We start from the raw sequence: 17,474 nt of genomic DNA on the forward strand, positions 1-17,474 counted from the left end.
GTCTCCGTTGTTTTAAGCCGGGTTGCGGCCGCGTTCATCATGCTCGCCAGATACGAAGGCGTGCAAGTGACCCGCCTATCCTTGCCGAGCGCTCCGGCAAGGCACGAGGGGCGCTGGGGCGGAGAAGGTAGCCACTGCCTCGCACACGTGGTTCATGCGTCGACCACCGTTCATGGCGACCATGCGGCTGCGGCGCATTCGCAGCAGCCGTCGCAGCGAGCCTCCCGTCGCGCTCGCCGAGCATTTCTCGCGTGTTTCGCGCGGAACACCGGAAGCAGTGTCCTGCTTGTACGCATGGGCACCACTCTGGTGATCCATGCACTGCTGCGGTGCGTCATCCGCGTCCCAGGCAACCCGTTTCCCCAGTAAACGCGCCGTTTTCGCCCCATTTTCCCGCTGGTACAGAACCTGCTTAATAGTCCTCGCTCGTTAGCAAAGTTGCGGCGAGCAAAGCCTCCGCCGATGACGGTGGGGTCCGGAAGCTGCGATATGCATCGCCGCTTTCCGGCCATTCGAACCTACATCGAACCGCGTTCTGCGGAGGCCTTCATGCATGTGCGGGGTTAATTCCCGAAGCGCACAGGTATCGCGAGCCTCCCGGGGCCTAATGAGTGATACCGCGCATGAAGATCGTTCTCGTCGGCCACGGCATGGTGGGCCACAAGTTCCTCGAGGAACTCCAGCAGCTCCAGATCCCCGGTGCCGAAGTCACCGTGCTGTGCGAGGAACCGCGCACCGCCTACGACCGCGTGCATCTTTCCGAATTCTTCGCTGGCAAGACCGCCGAAGACCTGTCGCTGGTGGCGCCGGGCTTTTTCGACGACACCGGCTTCGCGCTGCGCCTTAACAGTCGCGCCGCGGCGATCGACCGCCGCGCCAAGACCGTCACCACCCAGGACGGCGTGACGCTGTCCTACGACAAGCTGATCCTCGCCACCGGCTCCTACCCCTTCGTGCCACCGGTCAAGGGCAACGACCGCGAGCAGTGCTTCGTCTATCGCACCATCGAAGACCTGGAGGCGATGACCGCCGCCGGGGCGATTTCGCGCAAGGGCGTGGTGGTGGGCGGCGGGCTGCTCGGGCTGGAGTGCGCCAAGGCGCTGCGCGACCTCGGCCTCGAAACCCACGTCGTCGAGTTCGCGCCGCGGCTGATGGCGGTGCAGGTGGATGACGACGGCGGCCGCATCCTGCGCGAGAAGATCGAGGCGCTGGGCGTGCAGGTGCACACCAGCCGCAGCACCACCGAGATCACCGACGGCATGACGGCGCGCCACCGCATGGTGTTCGCCGACGGCAGCCACCTCGAAACCGACATGATCGTGTTCTCCGCCGGCATCCGCCCGCGCGACGAGCTGGCGCGGCAGAACGCGCTGGCGGTGGGCGCCCGCGGCGGCATTGCGGTGGACGACCACTGCCGCACCAGCGACCCGGACATCTACGCGATCGGCGAATGCGCGGCGTGGCGCGACCAGACCTTCGGCCTCGTCGCCCCGGGCTACGACATGGCGCGCCTGGTTGCCCGCCATCTGGCTGGCGAGACCAAGGCGGCCTTCGCCGGCGCCGACATGAGCACCAAGCTCAAGCTGATGGGGGTGGATGTGGCCAGCATCGGCGACGCGCACGGCAAGACGGCGGGTTGCCGCAGCTTCCGCTACAGCGACGAGGTGAAGCAGGTCTACAAGAAGATCGTCGTCAGCGAGGACGGCAAGCGCCTGCTCGGCGCGGTGCTGGTGGGCAATGCCGACGAATACGGCACGCTGCTGCAGATGGCGCTGAACGGCATCGCGCCGCCGGCCGAGCCCGAATTCCTGATCCTCCCGTCTAGCGACGGCAAGGCCAAGCCGGGCCTGGGCCCGGATGCGCTGCCCGACAGCGCCCAGATCTGCTCGTGCAACAACGTCAGCAAGGGCCAGATCTGCGCGGCGGTGGGCGAGGGCGCCACCAGCATCGGCGAGCTCAAGGCCTGCACCAAGGCCGGCGCCACCTGCGGCGGCTGTGTGCCGCTGGTGACGCAGATCATGAAGGCCGAAATGGCCAAGCGCGGCATGGCGGTGAACAACCACCTCTGCGAGCACTTCCCGTATTCGCGCCAGGAGCTCTACCACCTGGTGCGCGTCGGCGGCATCAAGTCTTTCGAGGACCTGCTGGCCCGCCACGGCCAGGGCCACGGCTGCGACATCTGCAAGCCCACCGCGGCGTCGATCTTCGCCTCGTGCTGGAACGACTTCGTGCTGCAGGGCGAACTCGCCAGCCTGCAGGACAGCAACGACTACTTCCTCGGCAACATCCAGAAGGACGGCACCTACTCGGTGGTGCCGCGCATGCCCGGCGGCGAAGTGACGCCGGACGGCCTGATCGCGGTCGGCCAGGTGGCGAAGAAGTACGGCCTCTACACCAAGGTCACCGGCGGCCAGCGCGTCGACCTGTTCGGCGCCCGCGTCGAGCAGTTGCCGGCGATCTGGGAAGAGCTGATCGCCGCCGGCTTCGAATCCGGCCACGCCTACGGCAAGGCGCTGCGCACCGTGAAGAGCTGCGTCGGCAGCACCTGGTGCCGCTACGGCGTGGATGATTCGGTGGGCATGGCGGTGGAGCTGGAGAACCGCTACAAGGGCCTGCGCGCGCCGCACAAGATCAAGTTCGGCGTATCCGGCTGCACCCGCGAATGCGCCGAGGCGCAGGGCAAGGACGTCGGCGTAATCGCCACCGAGCGCGGCTGGAACCTCTACGTGTGCGGCAACGGCGGCATGAAGCCGCGCCACGCCGAACTGATCGCCTCCGACCTCGACAAGGCGGCGCTGATCCGCCTGATCGACCGCTTCCTGATGTTCTACGTCCGCACCGCCGACCGCCTGCAGCGCACCAGCACGTGGCGCGAGAACCTCGAAGGCGGGCTGGACTACCTGAAGGATGTGCTGATCGCCGACAGCCTGGGCCTGTGCGCCGAGCTGGAAGCCCAGATGCAGCACGTGGTCGATACCTACCAGTGCGAATGGAAGACCGCGGTGACCGACCCGGACGTGCGCAAGCGCTTCCGCACCTTCGTCAATGACCAGCGCGCCGACAAGCGCATCGTCTTCGTCGAGGAGCGCGGTCAGATCCGTCCCGCCCGCCCCGAAGAGCGCGATGCCGAGCTGACTGCTTGAGCCCGAAAGGAATAGCCAACATGACTACCGAAACCCAGAACTGGACCGCCGTCTGCAAGGTCGGCGACATCCTCCCCGGCACCGGCGTGTGCGCGCTGGTCGATGACCAGCATGTCGCCGTGTTCCGCCTCGGCAAGGACAACTTCTACGCCATCGACAACATCGACCCGCGCTCCGGCGTCAGCGTGCTGTCGCGCGGCCTCATCGGCAACCTCGGCGAGCACATCGTCGTCGCCTCGCCGATCTACAAGAACCACTTCGATCTGCGCACCGGCGAATGCCTGGAAGCGCCGGAGCACTCGGTGCGCGCGCACCGGGTGGAGATCCGCGGCGAAGACGTGCTGGTCGCGCTCGCCTGACTCGGCTCGACCGAGCCCGTTCAACTGATTCAGGAAAACAACAACATGGCCTATATCGCGCCTGCCGAATTCGTCACCAAGATGGTCGATGCCGGCGAATCCAAACTGCTGATGTCCACCCGCGACACCCTGATCCGCGCCTACATGGCCGGCGCCATCCTGGCGCTGGCTGCGGCCTTCGCGGTGTCGATCACGGTGAATACCGGCAATCCGCTGATCGGTGCGCTGCTGTTCCCGGTCGGCTTCTGCATGCTCTACCTGCTCGGTTTCGACCTGCTCACCGGGGTGTTCACCCTGGCGCCGCTGGCGGTGCTGGACCGCCGCCCCGGCGCCACCTGGGGCGGGGTGATGCGCAACTGGTCGCTGGTGTTCACCGGCAATTTCGCCGGCGCGCTTACCGTGGCGGTGTTCATGGCCATCATCTTCACCAACGGCTTCTCCGAAGCGCCCAACGCCATCGGCCAGAAGATCGGCCACATCGGCGAAGGCCGCACGGTCGGTTACGCCGCCCACGGCGCGGCCGGCATGCTCACGCTGTTCGTGCGCGCGGTGATGTGCAACTGGATGGTCTCCACCGGCGTGGTCGCCGCGATGATGTCCACCAGCGTGTCGGGCAAGGTCATCGCCATGTGGATGCCCATCCTGGTGTTCTTCTACATGGGCTTCGAGCACAGCATCGTCAACATGTACCTGTTCCCCTCGGGTCTGATGCTGGGCGGCCAGTTCACCTTCATGGACTACCTGATCTGGAACGAGATCCCGACCGTGCTCGGCAACCTCGTGGGCGGCCTCACCTTCGTCGGCGCCACGCTGTACTCCACGCACTACAAGACCGCGCCCAAGCGCAAGGTCGCATAAGCGGCGCCGGCGGCTGCGAGCGATGCGCCAGTCGCTGCGCGTGTCCGTCGGCCAGCACTCGCTGGCCGGCGGACACGACACCAACCAGGACTTCCACGGCGCGGTGCTGCCGGGCGGTACGCTGCTGGCCACCAAGGGCATTGCGCTGGCGCTGGCCGACGGCATCAGCTCCAGCAGCGTCAGCCATCTCGCCAGCCAGACCGCCGTCGGCTCCTTCCTCGAGGACTACTACGCCACCTCCGAGGCGTGGACGGTGCGCCGCGCCGCACAGCGCGTGCTCGGCGCCACCAACGCCTGGCTGCATGGCCAGACCCAGCGCGGCGAAGGCCGCTTCGACAAGGATCGCGGCTACGTCTGCACCTTCAGCGCGCTGGTGCTGAAGGGCCGCGACCTCCACCTGCTGCACGTCGGCGACTCGCGCATCTACCGGCTGCACCCGCAATCGCTGGAACAGCTCAGCGAAGACCACCGCGTCAGCCATTCCTCCGTCGAAAGCTACCTCGCCCGCGCGCTCGGCACCGGCCCGCACGTCGAGATCGACTACCGCAGCTGGGAGGCGGAAGTCGGCGAAATCTACCTGCTCGCCACCGATGGGGCCTACGCGCATCTCGACGCCGCGGCCATCCACCGGGCCATTTCCACGCACGCTGACGACCTCGATGCCGCCGCCGCCTCGCTGGTGGCGCAGGCGCGCGCGGCCGGCAGCGACGACGACGCCACGCTGCAACTGCTGCGCATCGACGAACTGCCGCAGGACGACGCGCAGCAGGCGCAGCTGCGCCGGGAGGGGCTTGCGCTGCCGCCGGCATTGACGCCGCGCACGGTGTTCGAAGGCTTCACCATCGTGCGCGAGCTGCAGGTGAGTGCGCGCAGCCATGTGCTGCTGGCGACCGACAACGACAGCGGCCGGCCTGTCGTGCTCAAGACGCCCTCGGTCGACCTGCGCGGCGACGCCGCTTATCTCGACAGCTTCGTGCTGGAGGAATGGGTGGCGCGGCGGGTAAACAGCCCGCACGTGATCAAGGCCTGGCCGGGCGAGCGCCGGCGTGGCCATCTCTATGTGGCAATGGAGTACATCGAGGGCCAGACCCTGGCGCAGTGGATGACGGACCATCCGCAGCCGCCGCTGGAAGCGGTGCGCGCCATCGTCGAACAACTCGCCCAGGGCGTGCAGGCGCTGCACGGCCGCGACATGCTGCACCGCGACCTGCGCCCCGAGAACGTGATGATCGACCGCGACGGCACGGTCAAGCTGATCGACCTCGCCAATGTGCACGTCGCCGGCCTTGCCGAAGGCCGCGGCGGGGCGGAGCAGGGCGCGCCGCCCGGCACGCTGCAGTACATGGCGCCGGAATGCCTGCTCGGCCAGCCGGCTAGCGCCGCGGCCGACCTCTTCTCGCTGGCGGCGATCACCTACCAGATGCTGTGCGGCCAGCTGCCCTACGGCCTCAGCGCGGCGCGGGTGCGCACGCCGCAGGATCTGCGCAACCTGCGCTACGTGCCTTTGCGCCACCACCGGCCGGAACTGCCGGCGTGGCTGGACGGCGTACTCGGCAAGGCGCTGCAGGTGGCACCGGCCAAGCGGCAGGAGGCGGTGTCGGAGTTCGTGCACGACCTGAAGATGCCCGGCGCGCGCTTCAACCGCACGCAACGGACGCCATTGACCGAGCGCGATCCGGTGCTGTTCTGGAAATGCCTGTCGGCGGTGCTGGGGGCGTTGGTGGTGGCGCTGCTGTTCTACCTCCGGCAGGGGCGCTGAGTCGGTCGCTGCCGGTGTCGCCTGCGTCCGGCAAAAAAAAGCCCGCCATGACGGCGGGCCGGGCAAGTGGCCGCCCGGGTGAGGCGGGCGACCGAGGGAAGTCCTGGATTCAGGCGATCGCGCCGGTCAGCAGCAGATAGCCGGGCAGCCAGCCGGTGAGCACGCCCTGGCCGATCGCGACGCAGGCGGTCAGCCGCGCCAGCGGGCGCTGCAGCGCGAGCAGCAGGAAGAACAGCAGCCAGAGCACCGCCCACGCCGCCCACGACAGGCCGAGCCACACATCCCAGGCAGTGTGGGCGGAGAGCAGCGCTTCGGCCGCCACCGGCACCGCGGTGATCGCCACGAACAGGCTGAACCAGCCGAGGCCGCGGCCGTCGGCGCCGTTGTAGCGGTTGATCGCCACCCACAGGTAGGTGAAGGAGAACAGCAGCGACAGCGCCGCCGCCTTCACCGAGGCGGCGTCGGCGCCTTCGCCGAAGGCGAGGTGCAGCGACACCAGCAGGGTGAGGCCGCCGGCGAAGAGGTTGATGACCGAAATCTCGCGGTCGCCGATGCGGCCTAGCATCCACAGGCCGTTGAGGATCAGCACCGCGCCGACGTAGAACAGGGCAAGTCCGAGCAGCATGACGTCCTTCCCCCCGTTCAGGCCGGGCGCGCGGCGCGGGTTTGCGCGCAGACGGGTTCCGGCGCCGCGGAGGTGGGCGTGTCGGCGGCGGGCGTGGCAGGCGCGGTGGCCTCGCTGCGAGGGGGGCTGGCGGGTTGCCGCGGGTGACGGTGTTTCATGCGGAAAAGGCCGGTGCTCAGTGCCATGGGCGTAAAGCCTGCTGAAGGAGTGCGAGGAGTGTGTGCGCCACCGCAGCGCGGCGGCAGTCCGGCTGGCGGGAGGAGGCGAGATTAGCCGCGGGCAGGCGGCGGCTGAATGCCCGCCGCGGTCGCTACTCCCGATACCCGTGGTATGGAGTGGTGGGAGCAGGGCCGGGATTGTTCGCCCCGCCCGCGGGGGCAGGGCGCCCCGGGTGCAAGCTCAGAAATGCCACTCCATCTGGAAGGTCGGCGCGTTGGTATCGATGCCGGGCTTGGTGCTGCCGTTGGCGTAGTCGTGGTTGCCGAACTTGTTCTTCCAGTACTCGTAGCCCACGCCCATCAGGAAGGTGTTCTTCTTGCCGGCCACCATCTGGCCGACGTCGACCATCAGCGAGGTGCGCATCAGGGTTTCGGGCTTGGTCTTGACGTTGGCGTAGTCCTTGCCCTTCTCGCTGTTGTAGTTGAGGAAACCCTGGAACTTCAACGGCGCCGGACCGGCCTCGAAGGGGATGCCCCAGGCCACGCTGATCATCCATTGCGGATCGAAGGCGATCTCGCTCTTGGGGCAGGCGGGCGAACCGAGGCCGCAGTGGTTCCACTCCTTGCCGTAGAGCAGGCTCACATCGAGGAAGCCGGGCACGTCGAACTTCAGCGTCGGGCCGACCACCAGCAGGCGCTTGCGCGGCGCAAAGCGGGTGTTCTTGGTGTTGAGGTCGAAGCCGGCGGTGAGCGCGACTTCCTTCACCGGGCCGAAGGCGAGGGACTTGTCGAACAGCTTGCCCAGATGCACCTGGTGGCGGTAGGTCAGGTAGAACTCGGTGGCGCCGCTGTCGCTGCCGCTGGCCGGGTCCTTGTCGTCCGACTGCAGCATGTCGATGTTCACGAAGTTCTGGCCGACCGAGTAGCCGCTGGCGTGGGTGAGCTGCAGCACGTGCTTTTCGACGTCGTTGCGGTTGGTCGGCTCGCGGAAATCGGTGCCGTAGCGGTAGCCGATGAAGGTGTCGCTCCAGGTCGCGGCCTGGGCTGGGGCAATGGCGAAGGTGGCCGAGGCCAGGGCGAGCGAGGTCGCCAGCCGGTCGAGGCTGTTCATGCGGGTGTCTCCGTTGGTGTTGTTTTGGGGGTGCTACGGGATCAGTGGGCTTCGGCTGCCTTGGCGGCCTCGATGGCGCCGACGCTGTCTTCCTTGCCGCCGTTGAAGTAGAGGTTGAGCACCACGGCGGAGATCGCAGTGAGCAGGATGCCGGACTCCAGCAGCGGGTGCAGGCTGTGCGCCATGTGCTGCGTCCAGCGCGGCGCGACCAGCGGGATCATGCCGGCGCCGATCGAGATGGCGACGATGTAGAGGTTGTTGCGGTTGCTCTTGAAATCGACGTTGGCGAGGATGCGGATGCCGGTGGCGGCGACCATGCCGAACATCACCAGACCGGCGCCGCCGAGCACGAAGGTGGGCACTGATTCCACCAGCGCGGCCATCTTGGGCAGCAGGCCGAGCACGATCATGATGATGCCCGCGGCCACGCATACCCAGCGGCTTTTGACGCCGGTGACGCCGACCAGGCCGACGTTCTGCGAGAAGCTGGTGTAGGGGAAGGTGTTGAACACGCCGCCGATCACCGTGCCCAGACCGTCGGTGCGCAGGCCGGCGGCGAGATCCTTCTGGCCGATGCGGCGGCCGGTGATCTCCGACAGCGCCAGGAACATGCCGGTCGATTCGATCATCACCACGATCATCACCAGCGTCATGGTCAGGATCATCACCACGTCGAAGGTCGGCATGCCGAAGGCGAAGGGGGTGACGACGTCGAACCAGGGCGCCTTGGCGACCTTGTCGAAGTGCATCTTGCCCAGTCCGGCGGCGGCGAAACAGCCGATGACGATGCCGAGCAGCACCGCGATGTTGGCGACGAAGCCGCGGCCGTAGCGCACCAGCAGCAGGATGGCGACCAGCACGAAGGCGGCGACGCCCATGTTGTCGAGCGCGCCGTAGTTGGGATTGTTCTGCATCGGGATGGGGCCGGGCAGCTTCATCGCCGGTGCGGCGGTGCCGGGGGCGAGGTTGGCGGCGGCCGCAGTGGCGGATTCGCGCGCCTGGTCGACCATGGCGGCGAGCCTGGGCACATCCACGCTCTGTGCCAGCGGCGCGGGGCCGCCCATCGCCCAGCCGATGCCGACCCGCATCAGGCTGATGCCGATGATGGCGATGATGGTGCCGGTGACCACCGGCGGGAAGAAGCGCAGCAGCCGGCTCATCAGCGGCGCGATGGCGATGGAAATGAGGCCGGCGCCGATGATGGCGCCGAAGATCGCCCGCGCGCCTTCGGGGCCGCCCTGCACATTGGCCATCGCCACCATCGGGCCGACAGCGGCGAAGGTCACCCCCATCATCACCGGCAGCTTGATGCCGAAATGGCGGCCGAAGCCGAGCGACTGGATCAGCGTGACCAGGCCGCAGCAGAAGAGGTCGGCCGAGATCAGCATCGCCACCTGTTCGGGGCTCAGGTTGAGTGCGCGGCCGATGATCAGCGGCACCGCCACCGCGCCGGCATACATCACCAGCACATGCTGCAGGCCGAGGGTGAACAGGCGGCCGGCGGGCAGGCGCTCGTCGACCGCGTCGGGCTGTTGTGGGTTTCGTTCCAGGGTGTGCTCCGCCATCGTCATCTCCTTTCTCTGGTTATGGGCTGCAGCGTGCCCTGTGCATGACCGGTTGCGCGTCTGCGCCGCCGCGGGGGGTAGTCCCGGACCGGCTCGGTCTGTCGGCTCATGGCCGTGGCACTGCTGCGAGTGATGCGCAGAGTCTAGGCAGCAGCGCGTCGGGCGGAAGCCTGGTTCACGAATAAGTGAAATAAGACGGCGCGTATTGTTGCGACGCAATAATCAATCATAGGCAGATTCCCGCGTGCCTGTAGCGGCATCTTGTGGATGTGCTGCATTGCGAAATCGCATAAAGCCAGGGGCGGAAATGCGAAAGGCCCGCAAGCGGGCCTTTGGTCTGTGGAGGAGCGATGGAGCGCGTTCAGTCGATGGCGGTGATGAATCCGGGTTCGATCACGACCTCGTCGCAGTTATGCCCTGGCCCGGCGCGATCGACGACGAGGAAGTCGCAGACTGCGTCGAGCGCGAGCAGCGGGTGGTGCCAGACGCCGGTGGCGTAGTTCACCCCCTGGTCGCCGCGGGCGAGGAAGACGCGCAGGTCGTCGGCCGTGGGCGGCGTGCCCGCCGGCGCCACCACCACCAGGTAGGGCCGTCCCGACATCGGGATGAAGGCCTGGGAGGCGAGCGGATGGCGCTCCATCATCGCCACCCGGAAGGGCAGCGCACGCGGCTGGCCGCGGAAGATCGAGACGATCACCCGGCCGTCCGGCCCCGGCGCGATCTCGGCGAGGTCGTGGTAGCGCTCGGTGTTGCCGGCGTTGATGGTGAAGTGCTGCACCGCCTCGCTTGCCTCGATGACCTCGCCGTAGGGGGCAAAGGCCTCGCGGCTGAGCGGTTCGACGGTAAGCCGGTGTGGGGTGATCGTGTCCATCGGCGTTTCCTCAGCGCGGGGCGACCTTGCCCCACAGGCGCAGGCGCGAGACGCCGCCGTCGGGGAAGATGTTGAAGCGCACGTGGGTGATGGGGCCGAGTTTGGCCAGTTCGGTGAAGCTGTGGATGGCATCCATCTCCAGCTTCTGCTCGGGCAGCAGCGTCGCCCAGAACATCGATTGGGTGGTGATCGAACGGTCGGTGCCTCCGGAAACGAAAGCCGCCTGCACCGAGCAGCGGTCGGGGTAGTTGCCCTTGAAGAAGGCGGTATCGACCTCGATGCGCTCGACGATGCCGGGCGCGCCCAGTTCGATCACGCACCAGTCGTTGCCTGGCTCGCGGCGGCGGCGGGTCTCCCAGCCGTCGCCCATATTCACCCCGCGGCCCGGCAGCAGCAGCGCGGAAGCGGACGAACCGAAGCTCGCATCGTTCCACGACAGCGCACGGCCGCCGTTCTCCATCGCCACCAGATCGACCAGCGCATCGGGCGCGGCGCGCTCCAGCCCGCCCACCGGGCGGCCATAGACGCGCAGGCGCGCGATGCCGCCGTCCGGGTAGATGTTCACCCGCAGATGGGTCCAGGCCGCCTGGCTGGCGCACTCGATCAGGTGGTGGCTGTTGGGGCCGAGCGGGGTAGCGGGCAGGATCTCGGTCCAGGTCGCGGCCTTGAGCGTCTCGACCTCGTCGGACTCGGACACGCAGGCCTCGATCGAGACGGCGGGCGGGTAGTTGCCGGTGAAGTGGCTGGTATCGACGTCGAAGCCGCGGATGACGCCGCGCACGCCGAGTTTCACCAGCGCCCAGTCGTGGCCGGCGACGCGCTTGCGGCGCGACTCCCAGCCGTCCATCCACTTGCCGTTGGTGTCGAACTTGCCGGGGACGAACTGGGCGGGCTCGGGATTGAGCATGCGGGCGACTTCGGCGAAGAAGTCGTCGGAGGCGTGGAGCGCCTGAGCGCCGAGGCGGGTGCTGGCGAGATCGACCGAACGCAGTGCCCAGTCGGGCAGGTCGGCAGGGGGCGCGAAAACGGGGGCGCCGGGGGTGTGGCTGGCCATGGGGGTTCTCCTGGTTCTGCTTTATCAAAGAGGTAATCGGCGCGACTGCGGTGCAGGCTTTTAGCTCCCTCCCCTTCAAGGGGAGGGTTGGGGTGGGGATGGGTCAGGGGCCGCGCGTGCGCCAACCCCCTTTTAGCCGGTAGTCTCGGCTTCGCCTCGCCGCTACACCGGCGGCAAGCATGCTTGCCGAAACCCGGGTTCCGCCCCCATTGAAGGGGGAGGGACAAAGCGGCCGCGGCAGCAAATTAGGCCCGCGAAGCTTCGACCTGTACCGCGAGCGGGCCGGCGGTGCTGAGGCGGGCCTGTTCCTCGCTGGTGTCGAGCGCCGCGGGGGCGTTGAGATCCACCGTGATCTCGCCGTTCAGCACCTGGTTGGCGCGCTTGCGGTCGATGTCCTTCTCCCACACGCCGACCACGACGGTGGCGACGCAGTTGCCGATCATGTTGGTGAGCGCACGCGCCATGCCCATGAACCAGTCCACCGACAGCACCAGCACCAGGCCGATGGCGGGAATCGCCGGCACCGCCGACAGCGTGGCGGCGAGGATGACGATGGCCGAACCCGGCACGCCGTGCGCGCCCTTGGAGGTGACCAGCGAGATCGCCAGGATGGTGAGCAGGTCTATCATCGACAGCGGGGTGTTGGTGGCCTGGGCGATGAAGACCGCGGCCAGGGTCAGGTAGATGGAGAAGCCGTCGAGGTTGAAGGAATAGCCGGTGGGGATGACCAGGCCGACGGTGGAATCCTTGACGCCCATGAGTTCGAGCTTGCGCATCACCTGCGGCAGCACGGAATCCGACGATGCGGTGCCGAGCACCACCAGCAGCTCTTCGCGCAGGTAACGCAGCAGCTTGAAGATGTTGAAGCCGGCCATGCGCAGGATGAAGCCGAGCACGACGGTCACGAAGATCGTGCAGGTGACGTAGAACAGCACCACCAGCATGCCGAGCTGCTTGAGCGAGCCGACGCCGTACTTGCCGACGGTGAAGGCGATGGCGCCGAGCACGCCGAGCGGCGCGAGCTTGACGATGAAGCCGATCACCTTGAAGAACACATGCGCCAGGCTGTCGATCGCCGCGGTCACCGGGCGGCCGCGTTCGCCCAGCGCCGCCACGCCGCAGCCGAACAGGATGGCGATCAGCAGCACCTGCAGGATGTCGCCCTTGGCGAAGGCGTCGATGAAGGTGGCCGGGATGATTTTCATCAGGAAGTCGATGGTGCTGGTCGCCTGCGCCACCTTCTCGGTGTAGCCGGCCATGGCCGAAGCGTCGAGGCTGGCCGGGTCGACATTCATGCCGACACCGGGCTGCAGCACATAGGCCAGCAGCACGCCGAGCGCGAGCGCGAAGGTGGTGACGATTTCGAAATAGACCAGCGCCTTGACGCCGACGCGGCCGACCTTCTTGAGGTCGCCGGTGCTGCAGATGCCGTGGACCACGACGCAGAACACCAGCGGCGCGATGATCATCTTGATCAGCTTGATGAAGCCGTCGCCGAGTGGCTTGAGCTTGGCGGCGAACTCGGGCCAGACGGCGCCGACGATGATGCCCAGGATCAGGGCGATGACGACCTGGCCGAACAGGGTCTTGTGGAAACGCTTGTGCATTGCTCACCTCATGAGCCGGATGGAAAGGGCCGCCCGGGGCGACCGGTCTTTTGCCGCAGTGATGACGGGGGCGGTAACCGCCCGTCCATCCTTGGCCATCTTTGCTGCGGCCGCGTGGTGGCGCTGCCGGCACAGATGCTGAGATATATGTCTGCTGAAATGTTAGATATAAGCTTAGCGATATACCAATAAAAATTTCTTTTGGTGATCGTCGAGGGATGCTGCCCGACATTTGCCGGTCGCCGGCCGCGGTGTGACAATCGCGCCAACTCTCGGGGGAAACGAATGAACATGCCGGACGCCGAAGGCCTGCTGCTGGCCGACAAGGCTTTTCTTGCGCTGCGCGACCTGCTCACCAGCGGCGGTCTGCGCGCGGGGCAGTTCGTGTCGATGCCCGACCTGATGCGCACGCTGGGCATGCCGATGGCGCCGGTGCGCGAGGCGGTCAAGCGGGCGGAATCGGCCGCGCTGGTCCGCATCCTGCCCAAGCGCGGCGTGGCGGTCATGGAGGCGACGCCGGCCTTGATCCGCGACTGTTTCCATCTGCGCACCATCCTCGACCAGGAAGGCGCCCGCGAGCTGGTGCGCGGCGGTGCCGGCAATCGGCTCGATGCCCTGCGCGCTACCCACCAGCGGGTGCTCGATGCGGCGCGCGGGGGCATCACCTCTGCGTTGCAGCGCGAGGCGATGCAGGTCGACTGGGATCTGCACACCGCCCTGGCCGAAGCCCTGGACAACGACAGCGTGCGCGAAATCTACGCGCGCAACCGCGACCGCATCTCGGTGATGCAGCACTCGCGCCCGCTGCTGCCGGACCGCATCGTGCCGGCGATGGAAGAGCACCTCGTCATCCTGGACGCGATCGCCGGCGGCGACGAAACCCTTGCCGCCACCGCGGTGCGCGACCACTACCGCCAGACCCTGCGCTGGTGGGGCATCATCGTCTGAGCGGCCGGGGCGCGGGGCGCGTCGATAGATCCGCCACGGCGATGAGCGCGCCGTGGCTTCCAGGAGGCAGACATGCACATCAGGCTCATCAACCCCAACACCACGGCCAGCATGACCGGGAAGATAGGTGCGGCGGCGGCGCGCGTCGCCGGTGCCGGCACGCGCATTTCGGCGACCAACCCGGAGGCCGGCCCGGTGTCGGTCGAAAGCCATTTCGACGAGGCGATCAGCGCGGTCGGCGTGCTTGAAGAGATCCGCCGCGGCGAACGGGAGGGCTGCGACGCCTACATCATCGCCTGCTTTGGCGACCCCGGCCTGCTCGCCGCGCGCGAGTTGACCCGCGCCCCGGTGCTGGGCATCGCCGAGGCGGCCTTCCATCTGGCGACCCTGATCGCCACCCGCTTCTCGGTGGTCACCACGCTGGGGCGCACCTGCATCATCGCCGAGCATCTGCTACAGAACTACGGCTTCGCCCACCATTGCCGGCGGGTGCGCGCGGCGGAGATCCCGGTGCTGGAACTGGAGGACGATGGCGCCTGCGCGCTTGGCCGCATCATCGACGAATGCCGCCGCGCGCGCGACGAGGATGGCATCGGCGCCATCGTGCTCGGCTGCGGCGGCATGGCCGACCTCACCGCCGAGATCCGCGATGCGGTCGGCCTGCCCATCGTCGAGGGCGTGACCGCGGCGGTGAAGCTGGCGGAATCGCTGGTCAGCCTCGGCCTGGGCACCAGCAAGTACGGCGATCTCGCCTTTCCGCGCCCTAAGCGCTTCACCGGCCGCTTCGACTACCTCGGCAACTGAGCCGGCGTCGCTGCTCACGCTGCAATGAAAAAGGGCCCGCGTCTGCGGGCCCTTTGCCGTGCTGCCGCGGTGGCGTTCAGTCCGCCGCGAGGATGACGCCGGCCGGTTCGATCACGACCTCGTCGCAGTTATGCCCTGGCCCGGCGCGATCGACGACGAGGAAGTCGCAGACTGCGTCGAGCGCGAGCAGCGGGTGGTGCCAGACACCGGTGGCGTAGTTCACGCCCTGGTCGCCGCGGGCGAGGAAGACGCGCAGGTCGTCCACCGCGGGCGGTGCGCCCGCCGGCGCGACCACCACCAGATAGGGCCGTCCCGACATCGGGATGAAGGCCTGGGAGGCGAGCGGATGGCGCTCCATCATCGCCACCCGGAAGGGCAGCGCACGCGGCTGGCCGCGGAAGATCGAGACGATCACCCGGCCGTCCGGCCCCGGCGCGATCTCGGCGAGGTCGTGGTAGCGCTCGGTGTTGCCGGCGTTGATGGTGAAGTGCTGCACCGCCTCGCTCGCCTCGATGACCTCGCCATAGGGGGCGAAGGCCTCGCGGCTGAGCGGTTCGACGGTAAGCCGGTGTGGGGTGATCGTGTCCATCGGCGTTTCCTCAGCGCGGGGCGACCTTGCCCCACAGGCGCAGGCGCGAGACGCCGCCGTCGGGGAAGATGTTGAAGCGCACGTGGGTGATGGGGCCGAGTTTGGCCAGTTCGGTGAAGCTGTGGATGGCATCCATCTCCAGCTTCTGCTCGGGCAGCAGCGTCGCCCAGAACATCGATTGGGTGGTGATCGAACGGTCGGTGCCTCCGGAAACGAAAGCCGCCTGCACCGAGCAGCGGTCGGGGTAGTTGCCCTTGAAGAAGGCGGTATCGACCTCGATGCGCTCGACGATGCCGGGCGCGCCCAGTTCGATCACGCACCAGTCGTTGCCCGGCTCGCGGCGCCGCCGCGTCTCCCAGCCGTCGCCCATGTTCACCCCGCGGCCCGGCAGCAGCAGGGCGGAAGCGGACGAACCGAAGCTCGCATCGTTCCAGGAGACCGCACGGCCGCCGTTCTCCATCGCCACCAGATCGACCAGCGCATCGGGCGCGGCGCGCTCCAGCCCGCCCACCGGGCGGCCATAGACGCGCAGGCGCGCGATGCCGCCGTCCGGGTAGATGTTCACCCGCAGGTGGGTCCAGGCCGCCTGGCTGGCGCACTCGATCAGGTGGTGGCTGTTGGGGCCGAGCGGGGTGGCGGGCAGGATCTCGGTCCAGGTCGCGGCCTTGAGCGTCTCGACCTCGTCGGACTCGGACACGCAGGCCTCGATCGAGACGGCGGGCGGGTAGTTGCCGGTGAAGTGGCTGGTATCGACGTCGAAGCCGCGGATGACGCCGCGCACGCCGAGTTTCACCAGCGCCCAGTCGTGGCCGGCGACGCGCTTGCGGCGCGACTCCCAGCCGTCCATCCACTTGCCGTTGGTGTCGAACTTGCCGGGGACGAACTGGGCGGGCTCGGGATTGAGCATGCGGGCGACCTCGGCGAAGAAGTCGTCGGAGGCGTACAGCGCCTGGGCGCCGAGGCGGGTGCTGGCGAGATCGACCGAACGCAGTGCCCAGTCGGGCAGGTCGGCAGGGGGCGCGAAAACGGGGGCGCCGGGGGTGTGGCTGGCCATGGGGGATTCTCCTCGTGTCTCTGTATTTTCAAGCCTGCGGCTTGTAGGGGTGGTGTTCGATCCAGTGCCGCGCGATATCCACCCGGCGGCAGACCCACACGCGGTCGTGCTTTTCGACATGGTCGAGGAAGCGCTGCAGCGCCTTGAAGCGCCCCGGGCGGCCGAGCAGGCGGCAGTGCATGCCTATGCTCAGCATCGCCGGGCGTTCCTCGCCCTCTGCATACATCACGTCGAAGGCGTCCTTCAGGTATTCGAAGAACTCGTCGCCGTGCGAGAAGCCCTGCGGCAGCGAGAAGCGCATGTCGTTGGTGTCCAGCGTGTAGGGCACGATCAGGTGGGGCACGGTGTTGCCGTCGGTCTTCCGCACTTCGGTCCAGAACGGCAGGTCGTCGCCGTAGTAGTCCGAGTCGTACAGGAAGCCGCCGTAGTCCGCCACCAGGCGGCGGGTGTTGGGCGAGTCGCGGCCGGTGTACCAGCCGAGCGCGCGCTCGCCGGTCAGCCGTTCGATGATCTCCATGCCGATGCGCATGTGCTCGCGTTCGACCGCTTCCGGCGTGTTCTGGTAGTGGATCCAGCGCCAGCCGTGGCAGGCGATCTCGTGGCCGAGTTCGCGGAAGGCGGCGGTGAGTTCCGGGTGGCGTTCGAGCGCCATGGACACGCCGAAGATGGTCATCGGCAGGCCGCGGCGTTCGAATTCCCGCAGGATGCGCCACACGCCGACGCGCGAGCCGTACTCGTAGATGCCTTCCATCGAAAGATGACGGTCGGGGTAGCTCGCCGGGCTGAACATCTCGGACAGGAACTGCTCGCTGCCGGGGTCGCCGTGCAGCACGCTGTTCTCGCCACCCTCCTCGTAGTTGAGCACGAACTGCACCGCGATGCGGGCGCGGCCCGGCCAGTCGGCGTGCGGCGGGTTGCGGCCGTAGCCGACGAGGTCGCGGGGGTAGGCGGGATCGGGTTTGCTCATGG

15 protein-coding genes are annotated in these 17,474 nt (G+C 67.8%); 6 read left to right on the plus strand and 9 right to left on the minus strand.

Annotated features, from left to right (window positions below; translation table 11 throughout):
* The first annotated feature begins 623 nt into the window (after window positions 1-623).
* From nirB to CJ010_RS07120, 4 genes are read left to right on the plus strand one after another with little or no spacing between them, the layout of a single operon-like run.
* Complete coding sequence (gene nirB, locus CJ010_RS07105) at window positions 624-3,143, plus strand: nitrite reductase large subunit NirB (RefSeq protein ID WP_141017390.1); 2,520 nt, start codon at window positions 624-626, stop codon at window positions 3,141-3,143.
* Between the two features lie 20 nt (window positions 3,144-3,163).
* On the plus strand, window positions 3,164-3,502 hold the full coding sequence (gene nirD, locus CJ010_RS07110; RefSeq protein WP_141017391.1) for a nitrite reductase small subunit NirD: 339 nt from the start codon (window positions 3,164-3,166) through the stop codon (window positions 3,500-3,502).
* A 45-nt stretch (window positions 3,503-3,547) separates the two neighbouring features.
* On the plus strand, window positions 3,548-4,360 hold the full coding sequence (locus CJ010_RS07115) for a formate/nitrite transporter family protein (protein WP_141017392.1): 813 nt from the start codon (window positions 3,548-3,550) through the stop codon (window positions 4,358-4,360).
* Between the two features lie 22 nt (window positions 4,361-4,382).
* The gene (locus tag CJ010_RS07120) at window positions 4,383-6,119 is read left to right on the plus strand and encodes a bifunctional protein-serine/threonine kinase/phosphatase (RefSeq protein ID WP_168224911.1); all 1,737 of its coding nucleotides are present in this window, start codon (window positions 4,383-4,385) and stop codon (window positions 6,117-6,119) included.
* A 109-nt stretch (window positions 6,120-6,228) separates the two neighbouring features.
* On the opposite strand, the gene CJ010_RS07125 is transcribed toward CJ010_RS07120, so the two are convergent.
* The 6 genes from CJ010_RS07125 to CJ010_RS07150 all read right to left on the minus strand — a co-directional run bounded on the left by CJ010_RS07125 (window position 6,229) and on the right by CJ010_RS07150 (window position 13,110).
* Window positions 6,229-6,744, minus strand: coding sequence for an AmiS/UreI family transporter (locus tag CJ010_RS07125; protein ID WP_141017393.1), 516 nt, complete (start codon window positions 6,742-6,744; stop codon window positions 6,229-6,231).
* Between the two features lie 399 nt (window positions 6,745-7,143).
* A complete protein-coding gene (locus tag CJ010_RS07130; RefSeq protein ID WP_141017394.1) occupies window positions 7,144-8,013 on the minus strand; it encodes an outer membrane protein OmpK in 870 nt (289 codons plus the stop codon).
* Window positions 8,014-8,054: 41 nt separating this feature from the next.
* Window positions 8,055-9,578 carry a nucleobase:cation symporter-2 family protein gene (locus CJ010_RS07135; RefSeq protein WP_141017395.1) on the minus strand — a complete coding sequence of 508 codons (1,524 nt, stop codon included), beginning with the start codon at window positions 9,576-9,578 and terminating at the stop codon, window positions 8,055-8,057.
* Between the two features lie 361 nt (window positions 9,579-9,939).
* Window positions 9,940-10,449 (minus strand): ureidoglycolate lyase, encoded by a 510-nt coding sequence (locus CJ010_RS07140; RefSeq protein ID WP_141017396.1) that lies wholly within the window; start codon window positions 10,447-10,449, stop codon window positions 9,940-9,942.
* Window positions 10,450-10,459: 10 nt separating this feature from the next.
* Complete coding sequence (gene alc / locus CJ010_RS07145; RefSeq protein WP_141017397.1) at window positions 10,460-11,503, minus strand: allantoicase; 1,044 nt, start codon at window positions 11,501-11,503, stop codon at window positions 10,460-10,462.
* A 245-nt stretch (window positions 11,504-11,748) separates the two neighbouring features.
* Complete coding sequence (locus tag CJ010_RS07150) at window positions 11,749-13,110, minus strand: C4-dicarboxylate transporter DctA (protein ID WP_141017398.1); 1,362 nt, start codon at window positions 13,108-13,110, stop codon at window positions 11,749-11,751.
* Between the two features lie 285 nt (window positions 13,111-13,395).
* Here CJ010_RS07150 and CJ010_RS07155 point away from each other — a divergent pair, with 285 nt between their 5' ends.
* Both CJ010_RS07155 and CJ010_RS07160 read left to right on the plus strand, forming a co-directional pair.
* Window positions 13,396-14,058: a GntR family transcriptional regulator gene (locus CJ010_RS07155; RefSeq protein ID WP_205754908.1), complete on the plus strand. Its 663-nt coding sequence runs from the start codon at window positions 13,396-13,398 to the stop codon at window positions 14,056-14,058.
* Window positions 14,059-14,130: 72 nt separating this feature from the next.
* Window positions 14,131-14,862, plus strand: a complete 732-nt coding sequence (locus CJ010_RS07160; RefSeq protein WP_141017399.1) for an aspartate/glutamate racemase family protein — start codon at window positions 14,131-14,133, stop codon at window positions 14,860-14,862.
* A gap of 76 nt (window positions 14,863-14,938) precedes the next feature.
* On the opposite strand, the gene CJ010_RS07165 is transcribed toward CJ010_RS07160, so the two are convergent.
* The 3 genes from CJ010_RS07165 to puuE are packed head-to-tail and all read right to left on the minus strand — an operon-like array spanning window position 14,939 to window position 17,472.
* Window positions 14,939-15,451 (minus strand): ureidoglycolate lyase, encoded by a 513-nt coding sequence (locus CJ010_RS07165; protein WP_141017400.1) that lies wholly within the window; start codon window positions 15,449-15,451, stop codon window positions 14,939-14,941.
* Between the two features lie 10 nt (window positions 15,452-15,461).
* Window positions 15,462-16,505, minus strand: a complete 1,044-nt coding sequence (alc, locus tag CJ010_RS07170; protein ID WP_141017401.1) for an allantoicase — start codon at window positions 16,503-16,505, stop codon at window positions 15,462-15,464.
* 28 nt (window positions 16,506-16,533) lie between these two features.
* A complete protein-coding gene (gene puuE, locus CJ010_RS07175; protein WP_141017402.1) occupies window positions 16,534-17,472 on the minus strand; it encodes an allantoinase PuuE in 939 nt (312 codons plus the stop codon).
* Window positions 17,473-17,474: the final 2 nt, after the last annotated feature.

Source organism: Azoarcus sp. DD4 (assembly GCF_006496635.1).
Lineage (GTDB): Bacteria > Pseudomonadota > Gammaproteobacteria > Burkholderiales > Rhodocyclaceae > Azoarcus.